Genomic DNA, 26524 nt, shown 5'->3' with positions numbered 1-26524 from the left:
CGCCGTGTTCGCCGTGTGAACTCTTACGTTGTGCCCGCCGTGTGACCGTGTGAACTCTTACGTCGTGCCCGCCAAATCCGCTGTGCCCGCCGTGTGACCGACACCCGGCACCCGGCGCCCGCTTCATTTGTGGCATTTTTCGTTCGCCGGGAGAGGAAAGACCCGTTTTTTGCTGCAGACCCAGATCCGGTGCGGCTCCTCCAGGTGCATAGGCGTTCCGGCGGCCCATGGCGAAAATGCCGGCAGGATCAGGGTACGGCGGGTCTCAATCAGCGCCGGGGCCCGCAGCCGGGTGCCGGCTCCGTCATTGAATTTCCAGCACGGGTGAAAATGCCCGATCACGTCCACGGCGTCGTCTAAGGGCGCAAGATCGCAGTGGCCGTGGTGAAAGCGGTAACCGGGCGCCCGGTGCTCATCGACCAGCTCAAGGTTCCGGAGTTGCCGGTCGTGGTTCCCGCGGATCAGCACGACCTTCGGCCCCAATTGCCGGAGTTCATCGATGAAACAAATCGCGGCAGACTCAGCTAGGCTGCAATGGACAATGTCACCGGCGACCACCAGGGTTTGCGGTTGGTGATCCGCCACCAACTCCCGCAGACGGCCGGCAATCATGTCCATTCCCCAGAAAGGAACCATCCATCCGCGCGCGCGCTGGCTCACTTCGTAGCCGAAATGCAGGTCGGCGACTGCCATCCAACGCTGCCTGGTGTGAAACAGGGCGAGACGCGAGTCAAGCAATACATCCGGGGCGATAACGGCAACAGGCATGACAGACGGCCCCGAAAACAAGTGACACTTTGTCCCCGGGAGGTTACGATGGCCCAACGTTAAAACCGACGCCACCCAGGCTCGCGATTTTTTAACCTTACATACTGAGAAAGATCATGGGTACCATTCTTCTGATTATCCTGGTGCTGTTAGTGATCGGCGCTTTACCAACGTGGCCCTACAGCTCCGGATGGGGGTATTATCCGAGCGGCGGTTTGGGCCTGCTTCTGGTGATTATCCTGATCCTGTTTGCTCTTGGTTACGTCCGGTTTTAGACGGGTGTATCCCGGGAGGTGCATTTGGCCGGTCAGAAACCAGGCACGATCCGAAATCGCATTTGACGCAACGCAAAACCGCCCCGGGCGGTTTTGCGTTTGTGTTTTTCCGGTACGATGGATCCCTCTGCTCGCGCACGGGTGGGCCGGCCGGACCCGGCCCGGCGGGCCTTGAAGAAGCGTCGACCACCTGCCGATTGTGAGCACCGATTACCACCTCCACACGCCCCTGTGCCATCATGCCGCCGGGCACCCGCGCGAATACGTCGCGCAGGCGCGGCAACGCGGCCTGCAGGAAATCGGGTTCGCCGACCACAACCCGATGCCGGTGCAATACGACAACTGGCGGATGTCCAAAGATGATCTGCCCCGGTACGTTGAATTGATCGGGGAAGCGCGAGAGACCGGGTTTCCGGTGCGGCTTGGCCTCGAGTGCGATTATATCCCGGGATACGAAGGCTGGATCGAGCAGCTCAGCCAGTTGTATCCGTGGGATTACCTGATCGGCAGTGTGCATTACCTCAGCCCCGGTTGGGACGTTGATAACCCGGAGCTCGTCTACAAATTTGACCAGGTGCCGGTCGACGAGATCTGGGACCTTTACTGGACCAATTACGTTCGCTGCATCCGGTCCGGGCTCTTCGATTTTGTTGCGCACCCTGACCTCCCCAAAAAGTTTGGCCACCGGCCGGAAACCGATCCGCGTCCAGCTTACGAAAGGGTGATCCAGGCGTTGGTCGACCACGATATGGCCTTCGAGCTGAACACGGCCGGCTGGCGCAAGGCGGCAGGTGAGCAATACCCCGCCTTCGATTTCCTGAAAATGGCGGCGTCAGCCGGCGTACCCGTGCTGGTTAATTCGGATGCGCACGCGCCTGAAGAGGTGGGTGCCGGCTTCGACCAGGCTTACCGATTGCTGCGTGAAGCCGGTTACCGGGAAAGGATCAAGTTTCAGGGGCGCCGCAGATTCCCGGTGCCACTGTATGAATAAGAACGACGCATGATCCTCCGGGCCCGCACGCGATCCCTCCGGTTTCCCCGCCGGCCCTTGGTCATGGGCATCGTCAACCTGACGGACGATTCGTTCTCCGGCGACGGCACCCTCGACGCCGTCACGGCCCTCCGGCGCGCGCGAACCCTGGTCGAGCAAGGCGCCGACATCATCGACGTGGGGGGCGAGAGCGCCCGGACCAACCGCGAGCCCGTGAGTGAGCCGGAGGAAATCGAGCGGGTGATTCCCTTCGTGCAACGGTTTACGGAAACTTACGAAGGGGCAACGGCGGTGGATGATCAACAGGTTTTTCCGCCCTTACTTTCCATCAACACCTGGCGCCCCGCCGTGGCACGGGCGATTCTGGCGGCAGGCGGCGACCTCCTGAACGACATGAGTGCGCTGCCCGGCGATGAGAACGCCCGGGTTGCGGCCGGGACCGGCGCCGCCCTGGTGATCATGCATTCGGTCGGGCTGCCGAAACAACGGCACACCCACGTGCAATACCCGGACGTGATGCGAGCGCTGCACGAATTTTTTGAGGTCAAGATCAGTCAGGCCATGCGCAGCGGGGTCAACGCTGACGCCATCATCCTGGATCCCGGCATCGACTTTGCGAAACAGAAAAAGGATAACCTGCGGATCTTGCATGAACTCGATTCACTCCAGGTCTTTGGCCGCCCGATCCTGCTGCCGGTCTCACGCAAAACGGTGCTGGGCGAAACGCTCGGCCTCCCCGAGCCCAAAGACCGCGATGCCGGCACGATTGGCTGCGTAGTGGCCGGAATCTTGCGGGGCGCCGCCATTTTCCGGGTTCACAACGTCCACGCAACCTCCCAGGCGGTACGCGTGATCTGGGCGGTAACGGGTAACGCGTAGCGGGTGGCGGGTTGCGGGCACGAGGCCCCGGCTGTCAGCGTCGGTCTTCGGGCTTGATATCGGCGGCTCTCCCCCATCATTGCCCCTGTTACCCGTTACCCGTTACGCGCCACGCTTACCACTGCGCCGCAGGCAAAGACGGCAACGAACAGCGGCAGGACGTACCGGGGCATGGAGTAATTACAGACGCAGGTCGCCGCGTACGTGACCAGGCCGATGCCGAACATGGTAAGGCCGGTCAACGCCAACTCGACCGGCAGATCCCGTCGAAACATTCGCAGGATCCCGATCCCGAAAATGAGGGCGAGCCACCCCCCGATCGGCAGAAACCGCCAATGCCGGATGTAATTGTCATGAAAGGCCCGGTCCAAAGTCGCTTGAGCAACCGTGCGGTTAAACATCGGCAGGCCGCTGATACCGGCCCAGGCCTGGGGCCGCTCTGCGATGAGCGGAATCGAATCAAAGGTCGACTTGGGGCCGGTCATGGCGATGCCTTGATCGTTGGTCGGGTAAAAACCTTTTGCTACGTCGCTCAAAACGAGCCGGATCAACCGCGGGTCGCCGATCCGGTAGTAGGCCAGAGTCGCGTCGAGGATCGTGCGGTCCCGTTCCACATCGAGCGCCTCACCCGAAAACCCCCTTCGCGCCAGTTCATCCCCGATCACCCGCACGGTGCCGAGGTGGTAAGTTCCGACCGTGGCCAAGGCTTCGACCGTGTGCGTTACGGTGGCTGCCCGCTGCGGATCATCCTCCCGCACGGCGACGGCGGCCCGCTGTGCGACCCGGCGCCGTTCCTCGGGTGGCAACCGGTCAAGGAAACTGCCGATCCGGTCACTTAACGCCTGCCCCATGATCGGCCTGACGACCACGCCAAAATGCGCGCAGAGCCGCGCGACGGTGAACCGCTCGACCAACAAGCCGGCCGTACTTAGCGCCAACGCGAGGCCGGCGACCCCCAGCAGGGCACGCACCTGGCCCGGCAATCCGGCCCGATTGAAACGCCAGCGGTAAAGCGCAAGCACGGCCGCGGTGGTCGGGAACCAGCCAAGCAGCAGGCCGCTGACGTGCCGCGAGCCGATGCTCAAGATCAAAATGACGGCATACGCCGTCCAGGCTTTCCAGGAAACGCGCCTGTACAGGATGCGCAGCGCGACCCCGAAGAGCGCAAACCACGTAACCGGCGTGGTGGCCTCCGCCCCGCAGGTGTGCGCGAACGAGTAAAAACTGGCCGCACTGGCCAGCATCAAGGCAGCTGCGCCGCGGCCGGCGTCGGACGCAGGCAGGCTGAAGACAAAATAACGCAGGGCTGCCCACAGCAGCGCATGCTGGCAAAGGGCTAAAACGTAAACGGCTTCCAACGACGGGTGTTGGGGCGAAAGGATCCCGGGAGCCGTCCCGTGGAGAAGCGTGTCCGTAATCCAGAAAGGCACCCGTCCGAGCACGCAATAGAGCGGCGGGCAGAGCAGCAGGTTGTCGACCGTAAACGGCGACGCGAGTGAATTCAGGACGTCGATGTCTTTCCAAAACGGCAGGTACCGGACGAAAAACCAGAGCGAAGGCAAGATCAGGATAACCAGGGGATGGCGTCCGATCTCCCCGAGGACTTTGACCGGAAAGTCGCTCCAATGGCCCGGAGCACGGTCCGGCTTCGGCGGGGGCGCCTGGACCGGTTGAACGCTGGGGCGGCTGCTGCTCTGGTCACTCATTTACGCTGACGGTTTCGCCGGTTGCTTAGCACTCATTTCCCGCGTTGTCAGGGGGGCTTGGCGGGGCGGCTGCCGGTTTCCTAACGGGAAAGTCCGTCCGGGTTCGCCAGGCCGGGTGATCGCGGATCAGCCCCAAGGCGGTCCGGGTGAGGCTCTTGCCGGGCTCAAGCCGGGGCCAGGGTGAAGCGCCTGAAGGATGCGGCAGCGGCACCAGATCGAAGCGGTGTCCCCAACGTTCAGCCGGAAAGATTTTTCCGATCAGGTCGTGCAAAGGCGGCAGCGGCGCGATGAACCGGCCGATCGCGAGTTTACCCACGCCGATCACCAATTCAGGTTTGAGCAGCGCAAACTCCGCCTGCATCCAGGTGGAACAATTCTCGATCTCCTGGCGGTTCGGCACCCGGTCGCCCCCTTGGGACCCGCGTCCCGGAAAGCAGCGGCACACTGCGGCCATGTAGACAGTGGCGCGGAACTCGGCCTCTCCCACCTCCAGCGTTTCCCAAAACCATTTGAACATGGTCTTGCCGGCCGTCCAGGCAAAGGGCCGGCCTAGCAACGGTTCTCTCACGCCGGGAGCCTGGCCGATAAGCATGACTTTGCTGTGCACCGGACCGCCGGAAACCGGTGTTGAACGCATCAACGGGCATTTTCGGCACGCGGCCAGCGCCTGGACGTGGCCCTGCAGTTCGGTGCCAAGGGGTACTTCCGTCATGGAACAGAGTAATGACTGATGGCCAGTCCTCAACGGGACAAGCTGAAGCGGGGCCGCGATCCGAGAGAACCGATGCAACCCGTGCGGTGGGGCGGCGATAACAACTACTTGCGCGATCTTCAAAGCACGGCCTAACGTGGAAGCTCATCCATGCCCGGAGAAGAACCCTTGGAACTCAAAGAGATCAAAGCCATCATCGATTTGATGAAGAAGAATGACCTGGCCGTATTCAAGCTTGAAAAGGAAGGCTTCAAGCTTGAACTCGAAGCGCAGCGGCCGGTTGCCCCGATCGTGACTGCTGCTCCGTCCCCCCCGGCGGCGACGGTTGCGCCGATCGCCGCCTCCCCGGTTCCAGCTCCGGCGGCAGAGACCAGGCGGGAATTCAAAGAGATTGTTTCTCCGATGGTCGGGACCTTTTACCGGGCGCCCTCTCCCGAATCTGCGCCGTACGTGCAGGTGGGTCAGGATGTCGATGAAGAAACGGTGGTCTGCATCATCGAAGCGATGAAAGTGATGAACGAAATCAAAGCCGAGATGCGCGGTGTCATTGCAGAGGTTCTCGTCGAGAACGGAACACCGGTTCAGTTCGGGCAACCTTTGTTCCGGGTCAATTAGGCTGTGTTTTCCAAAATCCTTATCGCCAACCGCGGCGAGATTGCGCTTCGAATCATTCGCGCTTGCAAGGAGCTGGGGATTGCGACCGTAACCGTTTATTCGGAAGCTGACGTTGATTCGCTGCACGTGCAGTTAGCCGATGAAGCCGTCTGCATCGGCCGGGCACCCAGCTCCGAGAGTTACCTTAAAATCGACCGCATCATCAGCGCCGCTGAGGTCACCGACGTGGATGCAATTCATCCAGGGTACGGCTTTCTGGCCGAGAACGCGCATTTTGCGGAGATCTGCGGCAGCTGCAACATTAGATTCATCGGGCCGTCACCTTCAGCCATCCGCGCGATGGGTGACAAAAATGCTGCGCGCGAACAAGCCGTCAAGGCCGGGGTACCGGTTTCACCGGGCAGCGACGGGGTGGTCGACACCGAGCAGGAGGCGTTGCGAATCGCCAAGAAGATCGGTTACCCGGTGATGATCAAAGCGATTGCCGGCGGGGGCGGCCGGGGCATGCGGCCCGCACACAACGAGGTAAGCCTCGTGCAGGGTTTTCACGCGGCCCGTGCCGAAGCCGAGAAGGCATTCGGCAATGGGGCCATTTACATCGAGAAACTCATCGAAAACCCGCATCACATCGAGTTCCAGGTCCTCGGCGACAGCCACGGCCGCATCATTCACCTCGGCGAGCGCGACTGTTCCATCCAGCGGCGCAACCAAAAGATTATTGAAGAATGCCCGTCGCCCTTGATGACGCCGGAATTGCGGGCGCGCATGGGCGAAGCGTCCATCAAACTTGCCGCGTCCGTCGGCTACGAAAACGCCGGCACGATGGAGTACCTGGTTGATAACCAGGGCAACTTCTACTTCATGGAAATGAATACGCGCATCCAGGTTGAACACGCCGTAACCGAGGAGGTTTACGCCTGCGACCTGGTTAAAGAGCAGATTTCGATCGCGAGCGGAAACAAGGTCTCGGAGCGCATCGCCTCGGCCACCCCTCGCAGCCACGCCATCGAGTGCCGCATCAATGCCGAGGATCCGCACAACAACTTTCAGCCGTCTCCGGGCATGATCGACCTCTATTATGCCCCCGGCGGGCGCGGCGTCCGGGTCGATTCGCACGCGTACGCCAAATACACGGTTCCACCGTACTACGATTCGATGATCGCCAAACTGATCACGGTCGGCTCGACGCGCAGCGCGGCGATCCGGCGCATGTCGCGCGCCCTGAATGAATACCTGATTACCGGGATCAAGACCACCATTCCATTCCAGGCGCAAATCATGCAGAACGGAGATTTTCAGGCTGGAAAATTCGATACCAGCTTCGTGGAACGCATGATGAAAGGAACAACGCGCCTTGGCTAGGTTCCGGGCGATTTTGTAAGACCGGGTGCGGTTACCGGTTGCGTCGGCTATGCTCTGCCGTTTGTTGTGGCTGTGAAGGAGCTGCAGGAATGCCTTTTGTACGCGATCGTGGATCTGGGCTACGTGGAACCCGCGCGAGCCGCTGACGTAACCCACCAACTGATTCAGGGCGGCGCGGATCTGATCCAACTCCGGGCCAAAGGTCTGGCCAGGAAAGACGTTGCCGCCCTGGCCGCCGAACTGCACGCCGTGACCCAACTGGCCGATGTTCCGTTCATCTTGAACGACTACCCGGAACTGCTGGCGGAGGTTGAGGCTGAGGGTTGTCACGTGGGGCAGGACGATGCTTCCATTGCCGAAGCGCGCCGGCAGGCGGGCCGTGAATGCATCGTCGGCAAATCCACCCATTCCCCTGAGCAGGCCGCGCGCGCTTTCCAGGATGGGGCGGACTACATCGGGTTCGGCCCGCTTTTTGCCACCCCGACGAAACCAGGGGCCAAACCGATCGGTCTATCCGGCCTGCCAACCGTCCATGCAGCGATCAACATCCCGATTTTTGGGATCGGCGGCGTCAAACTTTCCAACCTGCGCGAGGTGCTGTCGGCAGGCGCCAGGCGCGTCTGCATCGTTTCCGACCTCCTGCACGCGCCGAATGTTTTGGAAAAAGCGCGCAGCTTAAAGGCGGTACTCCGGGAGGCGAACATCGCCGGCGCCTGACGATTGCTCCGTGCCTGGCGACCGGCGCCGGCGGAAGATCTCACCCCGCAGCGCGGCGATCGGGGCCTCAAATCCAAAAAATTTGGTTGTTTCCTGGCCCGTTTCAGCTCACCTACAGCGCCATGTCCGTCCTGATTGTCGGTTCCATTGCCATTGACGACATAAAAACGCCTGCCGCCCACTATCCCGATCTGCTCGGCGGATCGGCTTCCTATGCGGCCCTGAGCGCCAGCTATTTTGCGCCCGCCAACCTGGTCGGCATCGTCGGAACGGATTTTCCGCAACGGTACCTCGACCTGTTCCGTTCCCGGCAGATCGACCTGAACGGCCTGGAAATTGCCGATGGAAAAACCTTTCGCTGGGCGGGTGAGTACGAAGCCGACATGAACCGGCGGCAGACGTTGCACGTTGAACTCAACGTGTTTGAGACTTTTCGCCCGAAGCTGCCTTCCGGGTACGAATCCATCCCGATCGTGCTTTTAGGCAATATCAGCCCTGAACTCCAGGCGCATGTGCTTGATCAGGTGCGCACCCCTCGCTTCGTCGTGGCGGATACGATGGACCTTTGGATCATGACCGCGCGCCCGGAATTGCTGAAGTTGCTGCCGCGGGTGGATCTTCTCGTGCTTAACGACAGCGAGGCGCGGCAGTTCACGGAAGAAGATAATCTGATCCGTGCCGGACGGGCTATCCTTGGTTTCGGACCCAGATACGTGGCGATCAAAAAGGGCGAACACGGCTGCATTCTTCTCTCGAAAGAGGGCTTTTTCAGCTGCGGCGCTTATCCATTGGAAAACGTGCAGGATCCCACCGGCGCGGGTGATACGTTTGCCGGCGGCCTGGCCGGTTTCCTCTCGGGACAAAACAAGGCGGAGGTGACGTTCGACGACCTCAAGCGCGCCGTGGTTCATGGGAGCCTGATGGCCAGCTTCTGCGTGGAAGCTTTCAGCGTCGAGCGAATGGTACAGCTGTCTGAAAAGGACATCAGCCAGCGTTATGAAGCCTTCATCGCGATGAGCCACTTCGAGCAAAAACGCGTAACGGGTAGCGGGTAACGCGTAACGAGTTCAGTTCGGAGCGGCATCATGGGTGCTGGATGCCGGTGTCGACTTCGGTGTTCCTCTTCCCACCGCGTTCGCCGTGTGATCAAACCCCGAACTTTAACCAGTACCCGTTACCCGTTACGCGTTACGCGTTACCGAGTTCGTGGCATTCAGATCCGGGCCAGGGCGTCCAACGTTCGCTCGACTTCCTCCAGGGTATTGTAATGCACAAACCCGGCGCGAACCAGCCCGCCATCTTCATCCAGCCCGAGGCGATCGACGAGGTCGACCGCATAGAAATGCCCCGACCACACGAAGATGCCGGCCTGCGCTAATCTTGCGGCCACTTCGGCCGGCGCGACGCCATGCACCCGAAAGGCGAAGGTCGGGGTCCGCGTCTCGCACCTCTCCGGGTCGGCTGATCCGTAAATCTCGATGCGGTGCTGGCTTCGGACCCCTTCAAGGAAGGCTTGGCTGAGATGCATTTCGTGCTCGCGAATCACATTCATCGCGTCGTGGAGGATGGCCCGCCCGCTGGTGCGATAACCAACGTCTCGTAGGTAAGCCAGGGCTGCTGCGGTACCGGCGATCGCCTCAAAACTCTGCGTTCCGGTTTCCCATTTGCCTGGGGCATGGCTGCAGGCGGGGCGAACTTTGTAGCTTTCCAACTGTTCCAGGAGTTGGGCGCGTCCCCAGAGCACGCCGAGGTGCGGCCCGAAAAATTTGTAAGCCGAGCAGGCCAGGTAATCGCAGTCCAATCCCTGCACATCGATCGGGCCATGCGGCGCAAAGTGGACTGCGTCCACGAACGCTTGAGCGCCGCTCCGGTGCGCCAACCGGCAGACCGATGCCACATCGGTGACAGAACCGAGCGCGTTCGAGGCGAGGGTGACCGCCACCAGCCGGGTCCTGGGGGTAAGCAGCCTTTGCAGGTCTGCCAGCGCCAACGTGCAGGTTTCCAGGTCGCACTCCCACGTGCGAACCACGGCTCCCCTTTCAGCGGCCGCTACCCGCCACGGGGTAATGTTCGCGTCGTGGTCGAGGGAAGTAACGATCACCTCGTCGCCCGCCTGCCAGGTCCGCGCCAGGGCACGGCTGAGGCTGAACGTCAAGGTCGTCATGTTGGCACCGAAAACGATTTCTTCCGGCGCTCGCGCGTTCAGGAACTCCGCCAGTTGCGCCCGTGCCTTCTGCACGAGTTCGGCGGTGTTCTGGCTCGTGATGAATTTGCCGCCGAGGTTGCTGTTATTTTTCCGGTAATAATCGCCGACGGCTTTAATCACCGGTTCCGGCACCTGCGTTCCGCCGGGTCCATCAAGAAAAATGGCGGGCTGACCTTCGATGGCGAGCTGCAACGCGGGAAACTGCGCCCGCGCCCACTCAGTCGGAAATGCATGCATACAACCAGTAGGACGATACACCAGAAAACTTGTTCACGCTTGAAGGATAAGCTTCGCCCTCCGGCCGAAGCATTCCGGGCCGGCCATCAGCATAACCGCCGCTCCCGGCAAGGATTCAGGCCGTCATCACAAACACATCCCTGATTCCCTCGCCCTCGCCGGCGGGCCGGATGGCGCTGGTGTAATGGTATAAGCTCCGGTCATTAACCAGGACAAACTCCCCCGGCTGCAATTCCTTTGCGAACAGCGGCGGCCGTTGCTGAGGGTTGGTGTAAAGGTGAGTTTCGGCGCCCGTGATGTTTTCGCGCCGGATACAAAAGATGCCCACAAAATCGAACCCGTCCTGGTGAATGCCTTCCGGAGCCGGTTCACCCTGCTGTCCGGGCTCCGCCACGATGCGAATCTGGTGAACGCCTGCTTCGACGGCGTTCAGGTCGATCCTGGCGGCATCAATGAACACGGCAACCAGCCGCTGAAATTCGGGCAGGTTCATCAGGGCGTCCTCAAGTTCAGCAAAATCCCGTTTGATCCCGCCGGCCAGCTTGTTCACCGCCGAACTCTGCTCGAAATACTTGTGCTCGAGCCGGGTCAGCCGGTCCGGCTGCCCTCGGAACCGTGAAAAGCGGCGCCGGCGATAGTTGCCGCTCACGTAAGGATCGCGGGGGAGACGCTCGAAAAACGGTGTAAAAGCCTCCACGTCCAGGCGACTCAGCTTTTCGACCCGATACTCAAAGTCGGCATTCTGAACTAAGGACATGGACCAGCGTAGGGGTAATCGGGCGGGCCGTCAATCGGGTGCGGGTTCGGAGCTCGGAGTTCGGGGTTCGGAGTTCGGAGCGGCCTTCCGACCGTGGTCGCGGTTTAACGCGGTGCCGTGAAAACGCCCTTGGAGCAAAGTGGACCGTGCTCCCAGCGCCCTGCAGGCCGCATGCCCACGCCGAACCCCGAACTCCGAACGCCGAACGCCGAACTCATCCTCCGTCACCTGAGAGCAACTGCTTCATCCGCGCAAAATGGGAACGGGCGGTGCCCTCGCTGGCGGGGGCATTGGCGAGCTTGTGAAAATTCACGTGCTCGACGAACCGGCCGTCGATTTCCTTCAGGAACGAACTTGGGGTGCACGGGCTGGCGCTGCCGTAGCGCATCCGCGTGTTGCAATGCGTCAGGGTAAGGCTCTGCCGGGCACGGGTCATCCCGACGTACAACAGGCGCCGCTCTTCATCGAGGGACCCTTCCAGTTTGGAACGGTCGTGGGGCAGAATGCCTTCTTCAACGCCCACCAGGAAGACGTGCCGGAATTCCAGCCCCTTGGCGGCGTGCAGCGTGATCAGGGTCACCCCGTCGCGGTCATCGGTTTTCTTTTCCTCGCGTTCCTGGTCCAGGACGGTTTCGGCCAGAAACCCGGCCAGCCCCTCAGTTGAACGCGCCTGGTATTCCGCCAGCGTGCGAACCATCGCCCGGACGTTCTCCTCCCGATCCAGCGCTTCCTCAGGCGTCTTGCAGGTCCGCCGCAAGTCGTCGAAGTAACCGATCTCGGCCAGAAGCCGGCCGGCGACCTGGGATAAATCAGCCAGGGGCTGTTGCGCAGCCGTTTCGTATTCGTCGAGTAAATGCACAAACGCCTCGACTGCCGTGCGCGTTCGGTTCGAAAGCAGTCCAAGGAAAGCGGGCGCCTGCAACGTCTCGAAAACGCTTTTTCCGGCCCGCCGGCTCTCCTCAATCGTCAGTTCGATCGTCGTGCTGCCGATCCCGCGGGCCGGCGTATTGATGATCCGGAGCAGGTTCACGTCGTCCTGCGGATTATGAAAACAGGTAAGGTAAGCCAGGAAATCTTTCACCTCGCGCCGGTCGAAGAAACTCCTGCCGCCGATCAGATGATAAGGGATTTGCAGCCGCCGCAGCTGTTCCTCGATCACCCGTGCCTGCGCGTTCATCCGGAAAATGATCGCGAAATCCTTCCAACCGGCCTGTTCAAGCTGATGCCGCTGCTGCAACTCGGAAACGACAAACGTCGCTTCTTCACGATCGTCCGGCGCCTCGACGATGCGCACCTTTTCGCCGTCGCCGTTTTCGCTCCAGAGGACCTTGGGCCGCCGGCGCGGGTTACGCCGGATCACGCTGTTGGCCGCGCCGAGGATCGCGTTCGTGCTCCGATAGTTCTGTTCCAGTTTGACGATGCGGGGCCGGGGAAAATGGTCCTCGAACTCGAGGATGTTGGCGATCTCGGCGCCGCGCCAGCCGTAGATTGACTGGTCGTCGTCACCGACGACGCAGACGTTCCGGTGTTCGCCCGCCAACTGCCGCACCAGCTCAAATTGAAGCCGGTTGGTATCCTGGAACTCGTCGACCATGACGTGCTCGTACCTGGCTCGCCACCGGGCCAGGATCTCCGGGTGTTCATCCAGCAGTTTGACCGTCAGCAACAGCAGGTCATCAAAATCAACCGCGTTCAGGTTCTTTAACTCTTCCTGGTAGCGGTGGAACACCGCCGCCGCCAGCGTCTCCGCCCGGTCCGGAGGGACGATTTTCCAGTGCTGATTTTTTGCTTTGCTGATGAAATTCTTGGCGGCGTTCGGGTCGAGTTTTTCGTCCCGGGCCGAGACGCGGTTGATGAGCTTTTTGATCAGGCCAAGCTGATCGCCCTCGTCGTAGATGGTGAAATTGGTTTTGTAACCGAGCGCGCCGATGTTTTGGCGCAGGATCCGGACGCAGAGCGCGTGAAAGGTGCAGATGGTCAGCTTCTTCGCCTGGGCGCGGTCAACCATGCCCGCGATGCGTTCCCGCATCTCATTGGCTGCCTTATTGGTGAAGGTTACCGCCAGGATCTTGTCGGGTGAGACGCCTTCGGTCAGCAGGTAGCTGACCCGCATCGTGATCACCCGGGTCTTGCCGGTACCGGCGCCGGCCAGGATCAGGACCGGTCCCCGGGTGGTTTTGACCGCTTCCAGCTGCTGCGGGTTGAGATCAAAAAGGCGAACCATGAGGCAGGCATCAATGCCAGGAAAATCCCAAATGCCAAGCCTGAGTTCATGAGGCGTTTTCCGAGGCCGCCTTCGTCCCGGAGGGGAGCAGTCCTTCGCTCCCCTCCGCCCTTAACCAAAGAGCAATGGCGCGTACCCTGAGCCGATCCAAAGCGCCGGACGGACGCGTTTTGTCGGTTCCGCCCTTTCCCAGCCTTTTTACGCCGTCAGGTTATCCTTGTAACGCTGGCCCACGTAGTCCCAGTTTACCACGTTCCAGAATGCCTTGATGTATTCCGCGCGCCGGTTTTGGTACTTCAGGTAGTAAGCGTGTTCCCACACGTCCAGGCCGAGCAGCGGAACCACCTTCCGATCCGATTTGGAAATCGGGTTATCCTGGTTGGGCGTTGTGCCGATTTTCAGGTTTTTATCGTCTACCCCGAGCCAGGCCCAGCCGCTCCCGAAGACGCTGGCGGCAGCCGCTGAGAATTTTTGCTGAAATTCCGGGTACCCGCCGAAAGTCTCCTTGATTGCCGCGGCCAGTTCCCCCGTGGGTTGGCCGCCCTCATTTTTCTTCAGCATCTGCCAGAAGAGCGAGTGGTTGTAGTGACCCCCGCCGTTATTGCGCACGACCGTCCGGACCTTTTCCGGCAATTCGTCCAGATGCAGGAGGAGGTCTTCGACGGTCATTTTATGGAACGGTTCACCGGCATCCGCCAAAGCCTTGTTGAGATTCTCGACGTAAGCCGCGTGGTGCTTGTCATGGTGCAGGTGCATCGTGAGGGTGTCGATGTACGGTTCCATGGCGTCGTAACCGTAAGGGAGATCCGGTAATTTGAACGGGTAGGTGCCGTTGACCGCCGGTGAAGCGGCCTGGGCTTTGAGCAGGTGAGGGGCCAGGGTAAAGGCGCCCGCGGCGAAGGCGGCCGTTTTGAGAGCGTTGCGTCGTGTGATCATAGGAGAACGGATGATTGCGGTCTAAAACCAACCTTCGAACCGCCGGTTTGCAAACTCCTGGTTGCTGCGCATTCTCTAACCCCCTATAATATTTGGCCTTTTTCCTTCTATGAATACTTCTACCACCCAAAACCCGGTCAGCACGCGCCCGTTGCCGCAGCGAGGCGAAATGATGAACGGCGCCGAGATCCTCGTCGCCTCCCTGGAGCGGGAGGGGGTGGAAGTAATCTTCGCTTATCCGGGCGGCGCCAGCATGCCGATCCATCAGGCGCTCACCCGCTCGAGCAAGATTCGCACGATCCTGCCCCGGCATGAGCAAGGCGGCGTCTTCGCCGCCGGCGGCTACGGGCGGGCGACGGGTAAGGCCGGCGTGTGCATGGCCACTTCCGGCCCCGGCGCAACCAACCTGGTGACCGGCATCGCTGACGCCTACATGGATTCGGTGCCGCTCGTTGCCATTACCGGACAGGTGCCGCAGGAAATGATCGGCCGCGGCGCCTTTCAGGAAACGGACGTGTTCGGGATGACCTTGCCGGTGGTCAAGCACAGCTACCTGGTGATGGACATCCACGAAATCCCGCGCGTGGTTAAAGAGGCGTTTCACATCGCCCAGACCGGCCGGCCCGGCCCCGTGGTCATCGACATCCCCAAGAACATTCAGAACCAGAGCACCCAGCCGGTGTTTCCCTCGGAGGTGACCCTGCGCGGCTACCAGCTGCCGCCCAAAGCCGACCCGGTCGCCCTCAACGAAGTCATCGGCCTGATCAAATCCGCCCGGCGCCCCATGATCTACGCCGGGGGCGGCATCATCACCGCCAACGCGGCGGACGATTTGCTGGAATTCGCTGAGCGCGCCCAGATCCCGGTCGCGACCACCTTGATGGGGATCGGCGGTTTCCCGGAAAACCACCCGCTCTCGCTCAAGTGGCTCGGCATGCACGGCACCGTTTACGCCAACTGCGCCGTGAACGAGGCCGATCTCCTGCTCGCGCTCGGGGTGCGGTTCGATGACCGCGTCACGGGCAAGGTCGCAAAATTCGCCGAGCACGGGACGATCGTGCACATCGACATCGATTATTCGGAGCTCAACAAAAATAAAGTCGTCAAGCTCCCGATCCACAGCGACATCAAATACGCGCTGTCCGAGTTGAATCGCCTGCTCCGGAATGGCGGCCAGGAGCGCGTCCAGACCGGGTTCAGCACGAACCCGGAATGGTATGATCAGATCAACCGCTGGAAAAAGCGCTACCCGTTGGATTTCAAGGACACCGAGGACGCGATTCAGCCGCAGCACGTGATCAAGCTGCTGTACGAGTTGACGCAGGGCGACGCCATCATCACGACCGGCGTCGGCCAGCACCAGATGTGGGCGGGCCAGTATTATAACTTCAGCCGGCCCCGGCAATTCCTGACGTCCGCCGGTCTCGGCGCCATGGGGTTTGGATTTCCGGCGGCGATGGGAGCGAAGGTGGCGCACCCGGACAAGCAGGTGATCGATATCGATGGTGACGGCTCGTTCCTGATGAACGTGCAGGAGCTGGCGTGCGCCCATATCGAAGGCATTGCCGCCAAGACGATCATCCTCAATAACCAGCACCTCGGCATGGTGGTGCAATGGGAAGACCGCTTCTATAAAGGGAATCGTGGCCACACCTTCCTCGGCGACCCGCGGGACCGCGAACGCATCTACCCGGATTACATCCAGATTTGTTCCGGTTTCGGCATCAAGTGCGAACGCATCCTGCACAAGGCGGATCTTCGCCCGGCGCTGGAGCGCATGCTGGCGTCCGATGAGTGTTACGTCCTGGACGTGATGACGCCTTACACCGAACACGTCCTGCCGATGATCCCGGCCGGGATGACTTACCGCGACATCATTATTGACGAGCGCCACGGTCATTTCGAAGGATGACGGGCTCCCGGCCGGCTGGTACGGCGGCCGGGGTCGAGCGTCGCCGGCATGGTTCCGGTGACGCAGCGGCGCGGCAGCGACGGCCCGTTGCTCAACCCCTGAGGGGATGACACATTGTGCCATGTTACTACAGGACGTACGCGCACTTCTGGCCAAAGCAAAACTGCCGCGGATTTCGCCAGACGAACCTGCACCGGATCCTCAGTTGCTTGCCCAGATTGAAGCCATTACCGACAGCAGCCTGGACCTGCCGGAACCGCAGAAGGCCGCCTGCGTTCGGGCACTTCTCTGGTACACGGCCGGCAACCTTAATGCCGCTCACGAAATCGTGCAGCCTATGTCCGGTCCCGATGGAGCTTACATCCATGGGATGATTCACCGGGTCGAAGGCGACTTCGACAACGCCCGGTACTGGTTCAGCCGGGCCGCCGCGCATCCCGCCTCGGCCGAGATCTACCGGCATGCCGTCGTCAACAGCCAGGCCATCGCAGCGCACCCGCTCTGGGACCCGGTCTACGTAACCGACCTGGTGGAGGAATCGGGAACGGGCATTTCCGAAGAGCTTGCCACCGTGCTGCGGATCGAGTTCGAGGAACTGTTTAATTATCTCACGGACACCAAAACGCCGGTGATCTGAAGGGGGCGCGTTGACGCTCCCCGAAGGCAGGCAACCGACAAACCAGCCGGCACCGGCCTGGACGTTGCCCGGATTTACGCTTGAGTACGTCCCCATGGAAGAAAACGAGCTTCTCGCGATCCGTCGACAGAAACTGCACCGGCTCCAGGCGCGAGGCGTAAACGCCTTCGGCGCCCGGTTCGAAGCCGACGGGACGATCGCGGAAGTTCGCGAGAAATTTGTCGAAGGTCAAAAGGTGCGGGTGGCCGGCCGCATCACCGCCCACCGTAACATGGGCAAAAGCCAGTTCCTCGACCTCAGCGACATCACCGGCCGGATCCAGATTTTTATCAGTCTGAAAGGGTTGTCGCCGGACGAAGCCGAAACGTTCGATCTGCTCGACACGGGCGATTTCATCGGGGTAAACGGCGCCTGCTTCATCACGCGAACCGGTGAACTCACCGTGCGGGCGGAGTCGTTCCAGGTTTTGAGCAAGGCGCTCCGGCCGTTGCCGGACAAATGGCACGGCGTGGCGGATGTCGAAACCCGTTACCGCCAGCGTTACCTGGATCTGTTGGCAAACCCGGATTCGCGCACAGTCTTCCTGCAACGCAGCCGCATCGTCCAGGAGATCCGGCAGTTCCTCTCCGGCCGCGGTTTCATCGAGGTCGAAACCCCGATGATGCAAGCCATCGCCGGAGGCGCTGCCGCCCGGCCGTTCCAGACTCATCACAACGCGCTCGGCATGGACCTGTACCTGCGCATCGCCCCCGAGCTTTACCTGAAACGGCTGCTCGTCGGCGGGTACCCTAAAATCTTCGAATTGAACCGGAACTTCCGCAACGAAGGCGTTTCCCGCCGGCACAACCCCGAGTTTACGATGCTGGAGGCCTATTGGGCGTACGCGGATTTCGAGATGATGGCCAACCTGGTCGAAGAACTGGTCTGCACCCTCGCCGAAAAGGCAGCCGGCACCTTGCAAATCGAGCACCGGAATGCCGCAGGTGACCTGACCAAAACCATCAACCTCCAGCGGCCATGGCGGCGGGCCCGGTACCACGACCTGATCACCGGGATCGATCCGGCGTGGTTCGGACGCTCCAGGCAGGAAAAACTGGCGCGCTGCGCGGAGTTGAACGTCGAGGTCCGCCCCGAGATGGAGGAATTCGAAATCACCCAGCAAATGTTTGAAAAGCTGATCGAAGAAAAGACGATCGACCCGCTTTTCGTCACCCATCTGCCGAAGGAACTCGTGCCCCTGGCCAAACAGAACCTGCAGGACCCGGCCATCGTTGACGTGTACGAACTGATCGTTAACGGCCAGGAACTCTCACCCGGCTACTCGGAACTCAATGACCCCGTCGTGCAACGGGAACGGTTGCTTGCCCAGGCCGGTGAGGAAGTGCAGAAGATCGATGAAGATTTCCTGCTCGCACTCGAGCACGGGATGCCGCCCGCCGGCGGCATCGGCCTGGGTATCGACCGGTTGGTCATGATGCTCACCGGCGCCGAATCCATCCGGGACGTGATCCTGTTTCCGCACCTCAAGCCGCGGGCGGCGGAGGGAAATGCCACAAGCGGAAAAATGCCACAAATGGAAGAAAACCAAGGGCGCAACGAGTGAACAAGCGCATCGATGAGGAGATGAAAATGGCGTAAGTGGCTGGCGCACGGTTTTCCAGGTCTCACGTCAAAAAGTGGTCCGATCCTTCTCTGGACTTTCGTTGTGCCGAGTGGTTTGCCGCGCTGCGAGCGCCATCGCAACGACCTCATCGGCACGTCCGTAAATCGATATAACTTCCGCACTCTGAACAAGATGAGTTCTGCGCCTCAACTCCAACCAAAACCGGGTTTCATCCGCTTCCTCGAGAACGATGTTTATCTTGGACAGAAACTCGGGACGGAAACGCGCCTGGATGGCTGCCCGATAATTTGCCGCGGTCGAAGTGGCGGCCCGTACAAACTGTTTGGCAACAACCTCATGAGCAATGCCGCGCGGGAAACTTTTCACCAACTCTATCGCCTCGGCCGCCAGCTCAAAGGTCTTGTTCTGCAACATCGATAACTCATTAGATTAATGTTTTATTATTGTCCAGCCCAACGGTTTTCACCCCCCCGCCAGGCTTCGCATCCCCCGTTCGTAGCATTCTTAACTCATTCAACCGTGGCATTTGTTCTCCGAGCCTCGCATTGGTGATCTTTAATTTGTGGCATTTTTCCGCTTGTGGCATTTGTGGCATTTGATTCTTAGCGATTTTTTGACTCGTGGCATTTCTTCCATTCAGCACCTTCATCGCCTGGCGTTACCTCCGGCCGAAGCGCACCTTCCTGTCCCTTATCACGTTGATATCGATCTTCGGCGTGGTCCTCGGAATCAGCGTGCTCATCATCGTGATCTCGGTCATGACCGGTTTCGAACGCGAACTGCAGCGCAAGGTCGCCGGGTTCGAGTCGCACATCCTGATCCGGAACGAGGGAGGTTTGCTCACCGGTTGGCGTCCGTTGTTGGAAAACGTCCAAAAAACCCCGGGGGTCGTTGCGGTCGCACCGGTGATGCAGGGCCGGGTGGTTGCCGAGTTTCAAAACCGCCGTCTGACGCCGTGGATCCTCGGCATTGAACCGGACAAACAGGAGAAAGTTACTGATTTCGAGAAGTACCTTATCGCGGGCAAGTTTGACCTTGAGGGTGACACTTGCGTGATCGGTTCGGAACTCGCCGTGCTGATGAACGCGTCGGTGGGCGATACCATCACGCTCTACTCACCTCACAACCTCAATGAGGTGCTCAATACCCTCAGGAAGGCTGAACAGATCAAGGAGAACAAGGCGTTGCTCGACCAGGTACACGATATGCTGTTGCCCGAGCAGGTGACGATCGCCGGAATTTTCAATGTCGGGCGCTACGCTTACGATTCCGATTACATCCTGGTCCCGCTGCACATCGGCCAGGAAGCCTACAGCCTGGGCGACGCGGTGCATGCCCTGGAGGTCAGGACCACGGATCCGTTCAAAGTCGATGAGGTCAAAGCCCGGCTCGAGCCGTTGCTGCAACCGCCGGTTACCGCGGCCACCTGGATCGAGGACAACAAGGAGCTGTTCGATGCCATCAAAATCGAGCGAACGACGATGTTTTTCGTCCTTATCTTCGTGGTCATCGTCGCGGCGTTTGGGATCATGAGCACGCTCATCACCACCACCGTCCAGAAAACGCGGGAGATCGGCGTCATGAAGGCACTCGGAGCGCAGGTGCGCCAGATCCTTTGGATTTTTCTGGCCCAGGGAATGATCGTCGGCTTTTTTGGCACCTTGCTGGGTTTAGGCGCGGGCATTGCCCTGGTGCAATATCGCAATCAGGTGCGGGACTTCCTCGCGTCGGCGCTCCACGTCGAACTCTTTCCGGCCTCCGTGTACCAGTTCAGCGAAATTCCGGCCGAAGTGATCCCGACCGATGTTGCCATGATTTGCATCAGCGGTTTCCTGATCTGTTCGGTAGCCGCGCTGATTCCGGCCTATTTTGCCGCGCGGCTCGATCCGGTGAAAGCGTTGCGTTACGACTGAGCAAGGCCGTCCCTCGGATTTGGCGGGTCATGGGGAATCAAAGGCTAAGGAGCATCGACGACCGGCATTCTCCGGGTCCCCGGCCCGGCTGTCGAAACTCCTTTCTTCCTGAAATTCGTTTATGCTATCGTCGTTGTATCGCGTTTTTGTGACGGAAGATTGGGAAACGTTCATCTCCCGGCAAGCCGCCTTGCCAGAGGACGAGTTTGACCTGGAAACGGTGCGGCCCGGCGACCTGTTACGGGTTGTCACCGCCCATACGCGATACGTGTTTCGCATCATCAACGGCCAGGACGCCATGCTCAGTTGCTCGCGCGCCGACCGCCCTGAAGGTCAGGTCCGCATCGCGGGCTGCGGGTATTCGTTCTCCACCACCTTCAAACCGCGTCGCCTCTTTTGCGGGGGGCATCTGGAGTTTACTTTCGTACACGGGAGCAAGCCGACCCGCTTCCGAACCACTTCGATCCAAATTATTGAACATTGCCAGCATCGCGCCGATTCAATGTGTGAATGAACCGCACTTTCGTGCGTCTTATTGCTGGAACGTTACACCTTATTGGAGCTCGACACTTCCGTACCATTGAATCGACGTAAATTCTTTCAACTCGGCGCCGCCGCCCTGGCCAGCTCCGTAACGGGTTGTACCGCGGTGGGCGGCTACGCGCATGGGATCGAACCACAGGAGCTGATACTGGAGCGCCGGACGATCCGGCTCCCGCATTTTAGCTCTGCCCTTGAGGGATTCCGGCTGGTTTTGATGTCGGACCATCACCTTTTTCCTTACACCCCGCGCGAGCTCATCGAGCGGGCGGTGGAACAAGCCAATGCGTTGAACCCGGACCTGATCCTGCTCGGCGGCGATTACATCTACACGAAAGTGGAGGCGATTAACGAACTCGCCCCGGTCGTCGGCCGGCTGAACGCAAGGTACGGCGTCTTTGCCGTGCTGGGGAATCACGATTGCTGGGAAGGCGCCGACGTGATTCGTGACGCGCTCGCGGCCCAGTCCATCGAGGTGCTGGTGAACCGTGGCGTGCACCTGGGGCCGCCGGCCGGCCGGCTTTACCTCGCCGGGCTCGACTCGGTCTGGGGCGGAATCCCTGATCCGAAGCGCGCATTCGACGGTTGCCGTAAAAACGATGTGGCCTTGGCCCTGGTGCACGAACCGGACTACTTTCCGACGATGGTCCGGTCAACGCCGGTGCAGTTGCAGCTTTCCGGCCACAGCCACGGTGGGCAAGTCCGTATCCCGGCGCTGGGTCCGGTGGTCCTGCCGTCCTGGGGACAAATTTTCCATACGGGCCTCTACGAACTGGACGGCCGGCTTGTTTACACCGGGCGCGGGCTCGGCATGGTCGGCATGCCCGTACGGTTCGATTGTCCGCCCGAACTCACTGAGCTCACGCTGACCGCAGCGTGAGTCGCCGCCCCAATCAGAGCAGGCGATACCGATCGACCTAAACACCCGACACCCGACACTCGACACTCGACACTCAAAGCAACTGATACGGATCGACGTCAACCCCGACGTGAACGTCTTCCGGAAACGTGATCTTCTCGATCGCCGCTTTGATTTGCCGGCTCAGCCGAAGGATGGCCCGGCTGCGCAGCAGGATGTGAAAGCGGTAAGAGCCCTTGGTGCGCGCGATCGGCGCAGGCACGACGGCGTGCAGCGTCACTGACGGGTCCAATCCTTCCCGGAGACGCCGGTGAAGGGTTTCAGCCGAGAGTTCCGCCCGGCCCTGGTGCTCCGAACGCACGTGGATCAGAATAAAGTGCACGAAAGGCGGGTAATCGCACCGTTCCCGGAACTCGCTTTCCTGTTCCCAAAAGCCCACGTAATCATGGTGGCGCGCAAACTGAATGGAAGGGCTGAACGGGGTGGAACTCTGCACAAACACCTCGCCGGCCAGGTCGCCGCGTCCGGCCCGGCCCGCCACCTGGGTCAGAAGCTGAAAGGTGCGTTCGCCGGCCCGGAAGTCCGGGATGTGCAATCCCACGTCGGCATTGATGATGCCGACGACGGTGACGTTGGGGAAATCGAGTCCTTTGGCGATCATCTGCGTCCCGATCAGGATATCGATCTTACCGGTACGAAATGACGTGAGCGTCTCGCGGTAGGCATCCTTTCGCGTCATCGTGTCGGCATCCATGCGGGCAATTACGGCGTGAGGAAAAAGCTTCCGGACAGCGCCCTCAACCTTCTCAGTGCCGTAACCGGCGTACCGGATGCCCGGGTCGGCGCACTGCGGACATTTGTTAGGGGCAACCGCGGCGTGACCGCAGAGGTGGCATTTGATCCGGTTTTCCTCCAGGTGGTACGTCAGGGCGACGCTGCAGTTCGGGCATTCGCAGACGTAGCCGCAGGCATTGCAAACCAGGGAGGAGGCGAAGCCTCGCCGGTTGAGGAACAGAATCGCTTGTTCTTTCCTTTGGAGGCGTTCTTCAATGGCCAGGCTGAGCCGGGTCGAGATGATCGGCAACGCTTTTTGTTTGAGAAACTCCTGGCGGAGATCCACGACCCGCATCAGGGGCATGCCGCGATCGTCGACGCGCGCCTGGAGGCGGGCCAGGCGGTATTTGCCGGAGTGGGCATTCTGGTAGCTCTCCATCGAGGGAGTGGCACTCCCGAGAAGCACGGCGCATTTCTCAAATCGGGCGCGCACCACCGCCAGATCCCGGGCGTGATAACACGGCGCTTCCTCTTGTTTGTACGAATTTTCGTGTTCCTCATCGACCACGATGAGGCCCAGGTTCGGCACCGGGGCAAACACGGCGCTGCGCGCCCCGATCGCCACGCTGGCCCGCCGGTCACGCAGCTTGTGCCACTCGTCATGACGCTCGCCGGCCGATAAATGGCTGTGCAACACGGCGACCGTCTCCGCGCCGAAACGCATCTTGAACCGCTCAACGGTTTGCGGCGTCAAGGTGATTTCCGGCACGAGGATCAGCGCGCCGCGGTTATGCTCCAGGCATCGCCGGATCGCCTGGAGGTAAACCTCCGTCTTGCCGCTGCCGGTGACGCCATGCAGCAGGACCGGCTGCGGGTTCCGTTCCTGGATCAAAGAGACCACCATCTGCAGTGCGGATTGCTGCTCATCGTTCAGGGCGAGCGGCTGGCTCGGAACGAATTTCTCCCCGCCGTAAGGATCGCGTCCGGTGTTCAGCACCGACACCTTGACCAGACCGCGTTCAACCAGTTGTTGAAGGGTCCGGTCGGTCGTGCCTGCGCCGGCTCGTGCGTCCGCCCACCGCGTCGGATGCCTCTGGACCCCGCAAAGCCAATCGTACACGGCCGCCTGCCGGGGTGACCGCCGGCGCAACGTCTCCAGCTCGTCCGGCGCAACGTTGAGGATCGGCTCGACGTAACGCTCGCGTTTGAAACCGACCTCGGCGCGACGGATCACCTGGGGAATGGCGGCCCGCAACGCGACGCCGAGCGAGCAGCAGTAGTAGTCCGACATCCAGCGGACCAGCTCGAGCAGGGCCGGGCTGAGTACCGGGCTGGGTGAAACGATTGCAGTCACCGGCCGGGCCCGTTCCACGGTGGCCTGGTCCGAAAGGGCCACCACGGTGGCGAGCAAATCACGGCTGCGCAACGGCACCTTGACGCGCGACCCGACCTCAATCTTGCTGGCCCAATCGCCAGGGATAACGTATTCTAATTCTTTATCGGCGAGATCATCGGTGATAACGCGAACAAACCGCTGCATGGTGCTGTTCAGGTAACTTGAATGGGGTCTCGAAAAGAGCGAACGGAAATTCGAAGTAAACTCTCCAGGCAAGGGTGGCGGTACGCGCTTGAACTGGGAGTGATCGTCTTTCTTGCCCTGGTGTCAGCCGTCACCTTTCTCATGGTTCGTTCCAAGGATCCGCTGTACGTCCTGCGCGAACTGAAGAACTGGACCGACTATCGCCGGTACGATTCGCTCATCGTGCGAATCGCGGAGGCGCAGCGGGTCGATCCCCGGCTGGTCAAGGCGGTGATCTGGCGCGAAAGCCGTTTCCAGAGCGACATGCAGGGACGCAACGGGGAACGCGGCCTGATGCAGGTCTCCGAGATCGCCGCCAGGGACTGGGCTGCGGCCAACGGCATTCCGCATTTTGAACCTGCCCAGCTGCTTGACCCGGAAATCAATATCCGCGTCGGGACGTGGTACCTCAGCAAAGCGCTGCAGCGCTGGAATGATCGCGACGATGCCGTCCCGTTCGCACTGGCCGAATACAATGCCGGCCGCAGCCGCGTCGACCGCTGGATCCGTACCGCGATGCAGAAAGGCAGCGGGCCGGTCGAAGCGGAAACCTTCCAGGCGAGCATCCCGTTCCCGTCAACCGCACGGTACGTCCGGACCATTCTGGCAAGGTACGATTTCTACAAGCGTCGTGGGCCGTTGCGAGCGGTTGACGGTGGCAACGGCAACGTCCAAAACGCACCGCGCGACCCCAAAGCGGACTCCTCCTGAAGTCGCGTTCGGAATTCGGAGTTCGGAGTTCGGAGCTCGCAAGCGTTCTCGTTGGCGTAGTCTGCAGCAAACGCACATAACAATGCATCGAAGGTCCACAGACGAGAGGAATTCTCGGTCATGTTGCCCTTTTTTACCTGTGGCGTTTCACTCGCTCACACCACAGGCGCTGGGTTTTTTGCCGTGCTCCGAACTCCGAACATTTCCCTACAGCCACTTTTTACGCCTGAAATAATAGAGCATGGACCCGGCGATTAGGGCCATGAGCAGGAGCGCCGCCGGATAGCCATACCTCCAATGCAGTTCCGGCATATTGAATCGGCCCTTGCTTGTGTCGAAATTCATCCCGTACACACCAGCGATAAACGTCAGCGGGATAAAGATCGATGACACAACGGTTAGGACCCGCACGATTTCATTGGTGCGCATGCTCAAGCTCGAGAGGTAAAGTTCAGTGAGGTTGCCGGTGGCGTCCCGGTAATTTTCGAGCAGGTCAATGAGGGTAACCGCGTGATCGTAACAGTCGCGCAGAAAGGGTTTCGTTCGATCCGAAATGTGTCCCGTCTCATCCCGGTAAAGACGGCCGATGACGTCACGGGTGGGCCAGATGGCCCGTCGCAATTGGAGCAGGGTCCTCCGGATCGCATGGATGCGCTGAAGCGCCTCGGGGTTAGGACCGCCGAGCAACGCCTGCTCGAGGTCATCCACGGCTTCACCCACGCTTTCCATGATCGGAAAGTAGTGATCGACGATGGCATCGATCAGCGCGTAAGCCAGGTAGTCGACCCGCATGAACCGAAGGTTACCGGCCGCCTCTCGAAGGCGCGTTCGGATCGGCTCGAACACATCACGCTCGGCATCTTCCTGAAAGGTGATCAACCAATTGCGCCCCAGGACGAAGCTGACCTGCTCGAACACGATTTCACCCGGGCCCCCCTCGTACACCATTTTGAGCACGATGAAGAGCTGGCCCTCGTATTCGTCTAGCTTCGGCCGCTGGCTTGGGTCCAACGTATCTTCCAGGGCCAGCGGGTGAATGTGGAAATGCTGGCCCAGGCTGCGCAGAAGTTCGACGTCGCCCAAGCCGCCTACATTGAGCCATCGGACCTGGCGTGACTCGGAATCCTCAGGTAAGTCATGCACACCTTCTATGATTCGGTCATGCAGCACCTGAGCGTCATACTCCATGAGACGCATGACCGGCGAACGGCCTGCGTGCGCGGGCGGCAACTCGAGGGTGGCGGGCGCAGTACCCGGCCGCTGGTAGTACAGCCTTTCCATCGTGGCCAGCCTACTCGGTTCACGAGATGATCCAAGCAGGGAAAGTTCGGAGTTCGGGGTTCGGGGTTTGGCGTTCGGAGACGTCGTATCACCGGGTCCAATCGTCCGGCGAAACACAGGATCATCCGCAGAACACGCAGAGAACGCAGAAAAGGGGAGACATCCACAGATTACACAGATTGACACAGATTAAGGCCCGTGGGGCAAAGCCGCTCCGAACCCCACCCGGCACCCGGCACTCGACACCCGGCACTTTCATTTTCATCTGCAGAACACGCAGAGGAAGGCATCCATACCTCACGCGGGTAG

General features: G+C 60.6%; 24 protein-coding genes. 14 read left to right on the top strand and 10 right to left on the bottom strand.

What is annotated here, in order from left to right:
• Positions 1-123 precede the first annotated feature (123 nt).
• Entirely contained in the window at positions 124-768 is a 645-nt protein-coding gene (locus JO015_15140) for a metallophosphoesterase (protein MBW0000432.1), read from the bottom strand.
• Between the two features lie 116 nt (positions 769-884).
• On the opposite strand from JO015_15140, the gene JO015_15135 reads away from it, so the two are divergent.
• The 3 genes from JO015_15135 to folP all read left to right on the top strand — a co-directional run bounded on the left by JO015_15135 (position 885) and on the right by folP (position 2913).
• Positions 885-1043 carry a DUF3309 domain-containing protein gene (locus tag JO015_15135; protein ID MBW0000431.1) on the top strand — a complete coding sequence of 53 codons (159 nt, stop codon included), beginning with the start codon at positions 885-887 and terminating at the stop codon, positions 1041-1043.
• 199 nt (positions 1044-1242) lie between these two features.
• Positions 1243-2034, top strand: coding sequence for a histidinol-phosphatase HisJ family protein (locus tag JO015_15130; GenBank protein ID MBW0000430.1), 792 nt, complete (start codon positions 1243-1245; stop codon positions 2032-2034).
• 63 nt (positions 2035-2097) lie between these two features.
• A complete protein-coding gene (gene folP / locus JO015_15125) occupies positions 2098-2913 on the top strand; it encodes a dihydropteroate synthase (protein ID MBW0000429.1) in 816 nt (271 codons plus the stop codon).
• A gap of 95 nt (positions 2914-3008) precedes the next feature.
• Here folP and JO015_15120 read toward each other — a convergent pair whose 3' ends face one another.
• Both JO015_15120 and JO015_15115 read right to left on the bottom strand, forming a co-directional pair.
• Positions 3009-4619 (bottom strand): hypothetical protein, encoded by a 1611-nt coding sequence (locus JO015_15120; protein ID MBW0000428.1) that lies wholly within the window; start codon positions 4617-4619, stop codon positions 3009-3011.
• Positions 4620-4644: 25 nt separating this feature from the next.
• On the bottom strand, positions 4645-5331 hold the full coding sequence (locus JO015_15115) for a uracil-DNA glycosylase (protein MBW0000427.1): 687 nt from the start codon (positions 5329-5331) through the stop codon (positions 4645-4647).
• Between the two features lie 168 nt (positions 5332-5499).
• On the opposite strand from JO015_15115, the gene accB reads away from it, so the two are divergent.
• The 4 genes from accB to JO015_15095 all read left to right on the top strand — a co-directional run bounded on the left by accB (position 5500) and on the right by JO015_15095 (position 9080).
• Positions 5500-5946: an acetyl-CoA carboxylase biotin carboxyl carrier protein gene (gene accB, locus JO015_15110; GenBank protein ID MBW0000426.1), complete on the top strand. Its 447-nt coding sequence runs from the start codon at positions 5500-5502 to the stop codon at positions 5944-5946.
• A gap of 3 nt (positions 5947-5949) precedes the next feature.
• Positions 5950-7308, top strand: a complete 1359-nt coding sequence (accC, locus tag JO015_15105) for an acetyl-CoA carboxylase biotin carboxylase subunit (GenBank protein MBW0000425.1) — start codon at positions 5950-5952, stop codon at positions 7306-7308.
• Positions 7309-7380: 72 nt separating this feature from the next.
• A complete protein-coding gene (gene thiE / locus JO015_15100; protein MBW0000424.1) occupies positions 7381-8025 on the top strand; it encodes a thiamine phosphate synthase in 645 nt (214 codons plus the stop codon).
• Between the two features lie 122 nt (positions 8026-8147).
• The gene (locus JO015_15095; protein MBW0000423.1) at positions 8148-9080 is read left to right on the top strand and encodes a sugar kinase; all 933 of its coding nucleotides are present in this window, start codon (positions 8148-8150) and stop codon (positions 9078-9080) included.
• Positions 9081-9238: 158 nt separating this feature from the next.
• On the opposite strand, the gene JO015_15090 is transcribed toward JO015_15095, so the two are convergent.
• From JO015_15090 to JO015_15075, 4 genes are all read right to left on the bottom strand, one after another.
• Positions 9239-10468: a cysteine desulfurase-like protein gene (locus tag JO015_15090; GenBank protein MBW0000422.1), complete on the bottom strand. Its 1230-nt coding sequence runs from the start codon at positions 10466-10468 to the stop codon at positions 9239-9241.
• A gap of 115 nt (positions 10469-10583) precedes the next feature.
• Positions 10584-11225, bottom strand: coding sequence for a 2OG-Fe dioxygenase family protein (locus JO015_15085; protein ID MBW0000421.1), 642 nt, complete (start codon positions 11223-11225; stop codon positions 10584-10586).
• 214 nt (positions 11226-11439) lie between these two features.
• A complete protein-coding gene (locus JO015_15080; protein MBW0000420.1) occupies positions 11440-13449 on the bottom strand; it encodes a UvrD-helicase domain-containing protein in 2010 nt (669 codons plus the stop codon).
• 198 nt (positions 13450-13647) lie between these two features.
• Positions 13648-14385: a superoxide dismutase gene (locus tag JO015_15075; protein ID MBW0000419.1), complete on the bottom strand. Its 738-nt coding sequence runs from the start codon at positions 14383-14385 to the stop codon at positions 13648-13650.
• A gap of 109 nt (positions 14386-14494) precedes the next feature.
• Here JO015_15075 and ilvB point away from each other — a divergent pair, with 109 nt between their 5' ends.
• From ilvB to lysS, 3 genes are all read left to right on the top strand, one after another.
• Positions 14495-16297: a biosynthetic-type acetolactate synthase large subunit gene (ilvB, locus tag JO015_15070; protein MBW0000418.1), complete on the top strand. Its 1803-nt coding sequence runs from the start codon at positions 14495-14497 to the stop codon at positions 16295-16297.
• Between the two features lie 121 nt (positions 16298-16418).
• A complete protein-coding gene (locus JO015_15065) occupies positions 16419-16934 on the top strand; it encodes a hypothetical protein (protein MBW0000417.1) in 516 nt (171 codons plus the stop codon).
• Between the two features lie 94 nt (positions 16935-17028).
• Positions 17029-18537 carry a lysine--tRNA ligase gene (gene lysS / locus JO015_15060; protein ID MBW0000416.1) on the top strand — a complete coding sequence of 503 codons (1509 nt, stop codon included), beginning with the start codon at positions 17029-17031 and terminating at the stop codon, positions 18535-18537.
• Positions 18538-18603: 66 nt separating this feature from the next.
• On the opposite strand, the gene JO015_15055 is transcribed toward lysS, so the two are convergent.
• Positions 18604-18972 (bottom strand): four helix bundle protein, encoded by a 369-nt coding sequence (locus JO015_15055; GenBank protein MBW0000415.1) that lies wholly within the window; start codon positions 18970-18972, stop codon positions 18604-18606.
• A 206-nt stretch (positions 18973-19178) separates the two neighbouring features.
• On the opposite strand from JO015_15055, the gene JO015_15050 reads away from it, so the two are divergent.
• The 3 genes from JO015_15050 (at position 19179) to JO015_15040 (ending at position 21891) form a co-directional block, all read left to right on the top strand.
• Positions 19179-20471 carry an ABC transporter permease gene (locus JO015_15050; protein MBW0000414.1) on the top strand — a complete coding sequence of 431 codons (1293 nt, stop codon included), beginning with the start codon at positions 19179-19181 and terminating at the stop codon, positions 20469-20471.
• A 121-nt stretch (positions 20472-20592) separates the two neighbouring features.
• A complete protein-coding gene (locus JO015_15045; protein ID MBW0000413.1) occupies positions 20593-20985 on the top strand; it encodes a hypothetical protein in 393 nt (130 codons plus the stop codon).
• Positions 20986-21051: 66 nt separating this feature from the next.
• Positions 21052-21891: a metallophosphoesterase gene (locus tag JO015_15040; GenBank protein ID MBW0000412.1), complete on the top strand. Its 840-nt coding sequence runs from the start codon at positions 21052-21054 to the stop codon at positions 21889-21891.
• A gap of 73 nt (positions 21892-21964) precedes the next feature.
• Here the strand turns inward: JO015_15040 and priA are convergent, their stop codons facing one another.
• On the bottom strand, positions 21965-24184 hold the full coding sequence (gene priA / locus JO015_15035; GenBank protein ID MBW0000411.1) for a primosomal protein N': 2220 nt from the start codon (positions 24182-24184) through the stop codon (positions 21965-21967).
• A 21-nt stretch (positions 24185-24205) separates the two neighbouring features.
• Between priA and JO015_15030 the strand changes: the two genes are divergently transcribed.
• Positions 24206-24934: a lytic transglycosylase domain-containing protein gene (locus JO015_15030; protein ID MBW0000410.1), complete on the top strand. Its 729-nt coding sequence runs from the start codon at positions 24206-24208 to the stop codon at positions 24932-24934.
• 207 nt (positions 24935-25141) lie between these two features.
• Here the strand turns inward: JO015_15030 and corA are convergent, their stop codons facing one another.
• Positions 25142-26215, bottom strand: a complete 1074-nt coding sequence (gene corA, locus JO015_15025) for a magnesium/cobalt transporter CorA (protein MBW0000409.1) — start codon at positions 26213-26215, stop codon at positions 25142-25144.
• Positions 26216-26524 lie beyond the last annotated feature (309 nt).

It is taken from the genome of Verrucomicrobiota bacterium (genome assembly GCA_019247695.1).
Taxonomy (GTDB): Bacteria; Verrucomicrobiota; Verrucomicrobiia; order Chthoniobacterales; family JAFAMB01; genus JAFBAP01.
The sequence above is the reverse complement of the archived record's forward strand: the minus strand, read 5'-3'. Positions and strand labels throughout refer to the sequence as shown.

Coding starts and splice junctions, on each gene's coding strand:
- JO015_15140 (MBW0000432.1), bottom strand. CDS start 768: ATGCCTGTTGCCGTTATCGCCCCGGATGTATTGCTTGACTCGCGTCTC.
- JO015_15135 (MBW0000431.1), top strand. CDS start 885: ATGGGTACCATTCTTCTGATTATCCTGGTGCTGTTAGTGATCGGCGCT.
- folP (MBW0000429.1), top strand. CDS start 2,098: ATGGGCATCGTCAACCTGACGGACGATTCGTTCTCCGGCGACGGCACC.
- JO015_15120 (MBW0000428.1), bottom strand. CDS start 4,619: ATGAGTGACCAGAGCAGCAGCCGCCCCAGCGTTCAACCGGTCCAGGCG.
- JO015_15115 (MBW0000427.1), bottom strand. CDS start 5,331: ATGACGGAAGTACCCCTTGGCACCGAACTGCAGGGCCACGTCCAGGCG.
- JO015_15095 (MBW0000423.1), top strand. CDS start 8,148: ATGTCCGTCCTGATTGTCGGTTCCATTGCCATTGACGACATAAAAACG.
- JO015_15090 (MBW0000422.1), bottom strand. CDS start 10,468: ATGCATGCATTTCCGACTGAGTGGGCGCGGGCGCAGTTTCCCGCGTTG.
- JO015_15085 (MBW0000421.1), bottom strand. CDS start 11,225: ATGTCCTTAGTTCAGAATGCCGACTTTGAGTATCGGGTCGAAAAGCTG.
- JO015_15080 (MBW0000420.1), bottom strand. CDS start 13,449: ATGGTTCGCCTTTTTGATCTCAACCCGCAGCAGCTGGAAGCGGTCAAA.
- JO015_15075 (MBW0000419.1), bottom strand. CDS start 14,385: ATGATCACACGACGCAACGCTCTCAAAACGGCCGCCTTCGCCGCGGGC.
- ilvB (MBW0000418.1), top strand. CDS start 14,495: ATGAATACTTCTACCACCCAAAACCCGGTCAGCACGCGCCCGTTGCCG.
- JO015_15065 (MBW0000417.1), top strand. CDS start 16,419: ATGTTACTACAGGACGTACGCGCACTTCTGGCCAAAGCAAAACTGCCG.
- lysS (MBW0000416.1), top strand. CDS start 17,029: ATGGAAGAAAACGAGCTTCTCGCGATCCGTCGACAGAAACTGCACCGG.
- JO015_15055 (MBW0000415.1), bottom strand. CDS start 18,972: ATGTTGCAGAACAAGACCTTTGAGCTGGCGGCCGAGGCGATAGAGTTG.
- JO015_15045 (MBW0000413.1), top strand. CDS start 20,593: ATGCTATCGTCGTTGTATCGCGTTTTTGTGACGGAAGATTGGGAAACG.
- priA (MBW0000411.1), bottom strand. CDS start 24,184: ATGCAGCGGTTTGTTCGCGTTATCACCGATGATCTCGCCGATAAAGAA.
- JO015_15030 (MBW0000410.1), top strand. CDS start 24,206: ATGGGGTCTCGAAAAGAGCGAACGGAAATTCGAAGTAAACTCTCCAGG.
- corA (MBW0000409.1), bottom strand. CDS start 26,215: ATGGAAAGGCTGTACTACCAGCGGCCGGGTACTGCGCCCGCCACCCTC.